Below are 1,538 nucleotides of genomic sequence, written 5' to 3' on the forward strand. Positions count from 1 at the left end.
CGTGTATGCAATGGTGTCGTCCGGCACTTCACATGCCCCGTACCGGTACGACCATGCCAAGTATGTTGTCATCGACCGGACAACCGTCCTCGTCGTGAGTGAGAATTTCAAGTACAACGGGTTTGCACCGGAAGGGGTCTCGGGCAACCGGGGGTGGGGCGTTGTCCTGCACGATCCTGCAACGGCAGTATACTTCGCCACGGTATTCCAGGAGGACTTGCGGAGCCCTTCGGTTGTCCCGTACAATGGTGGGCCCGGGCGGCAGGAAATCCTGTCCACGGAGACGCACGCCCCGGCGTTTCGCCCGCAGACGTTTACCGGTGCAACCATCCGCCCTGTCCTTGCACCCGACACCAGCAGCCAGATAACTGCGCTGATCGCTTCCGCAGAGAAGAGTATCGACATCGAGGAAGCCTACATCACGAACGAGACCCGGGTCATCCTGAACCCCTTCCTCTCTGCGGCAATCGATGCCTCGCGACGCGGGGTGAAGGTACGGGTGCTTTTGGATTCCTATTGGTACAATACCGAAGGAAACAATGACAATGACGAGATGGCTGCACTTATCAACCGCATTGCCGCGGCCGAACATCTCCCGCTTGAGGGCCGGCTGGCAGACCTTGAAACAAGTCATCTTGCGAAGATCCACAATAAAGGGGTCATTGTCGATGGCAGAAGGGTACTGGTCAGCAGCATCAACTGGAACAGCAATTCCCCGAACTTCAACCGGGAAGCCGGTGTGATCATCGACCATCCCGGGGTTGCCGGATATTTCACGTCCGTGTTCGAAGATGACTGGAATCCCGCTGCAAGGGCTCCTGGTACCGGAACGGATTATGTAAAGATTACCGTAGTGCTGCTGGTTGTTGGTGCCCTGCTGGGATACAAGTACTATCGCAGGAGAAGGTATTCCTGAGTTGCCGGTGGACAATCCCTGAACGGTGGATGAGAAAAGGTCAGAATGGGTTCTTCTTTTTGGCGCACTGGCATACATCACAGAGATTGATGTCGCTCTCGCCCGTGACAACGGCAAGGGCCCAGCGGTCGATCATCAGGTTAAGTTCCGAAGAGATCTCGACCTCTCCTGCACCCCGCTTCCTGCTCAGGTACTGCGAGACTGCCGCTCTTGTGACGCCAAGTTTTTTCGCCGCGTCGCTCTGGCTCAGTCCCTGCTTCTGCACCAGCCGGAAGACCATCTCGGCCCGCATGGGGGGCAGGAGGCTTCTGACCATGGTGTCGCAGTGCATCAGGGTACAGCAGTGCTTTGTCATGCAAATGCACTCTGGGGCTTTTCCACGTAGGAAGACCTGTTCTGGTAGATGATCTGGCGGGCATCCCGGAAGTTGAACTTCTCGATGATGAGACCGCGCTCCTTGAGTTTCTTCAATGCATAGCGGACGGTCCGTGGTGCAAGCCGGCTCTTGCTGACAATGTCCTTGTGGGTCATTGACCCGCCGTCATCCAGGATCCGGAGCACCGTCTTTGATGAGGGTGGTAGTGTTGCTGGTTGCATGTGAGTGATGTTAACACTGTTAACA

General features: G+C 56.4%; 3 protein-coding genes. 1 reads left to right on the plus strand and 2 read right to left on the minus strand.

Going from position 1 to position 1,538, the window contains the following annotated elements:
- The coding region (locus tag CW742_RS12555; protein WP_292420870.1) for a phospholipase D-like domain-containing protein at positions 1 to 916 on the plus strand (916 nt) is incomplete at its 5' end.
- Positions 917 to 956: 40 nt separating this feature from the next.
- Here the strand turns inward: CW742_RS12555 and CW742_RS12560 are convergent.
- Together CW742_RS12560 and CW742_RS12565 are read right to left on the minus strand one after the other, a co-directional pair.
- The gene (locus CW742_RS12560) at positions 957 to 1,271 is read right to left on the minus strand and encodes a transcriptional regulator (RefSeq protein WP_292420872.1); all 315 of its coding nucleotides are present in this window, start codon (positions 1,269 to 1,271) and stop codon (positions 957 to 959) included.
- Positions 1,268 to 1,513: a helix-turn-helix domain-containing protein gene (locus CW742_RS12565; protein WP_292420874.1), complete on the minus strand. Its 246-nt coding sequence runs from the start codon at positions 1,511 to 1,513 to the stop codon at positions 1,268 to 1,270. The genes CW742_RS12560 and CW742_RS12565 overlap by 4 nt, the downstream gene beginning before the upstream one ends.
- Positions 1,514 to 1,538: the final 25 nt, after the last annotated feature.

Origin of the sequence: Methanoregula sp. (genome assembly GCF_002835825.1) — an archaeon.
In the GTDB taxonomy this organism is placed as follows: domain Archaea; phylum Halobacteriota; class Methanomicrobia; order Methanomicrobiales; family Methanospirillaceae; genus Methanoregula.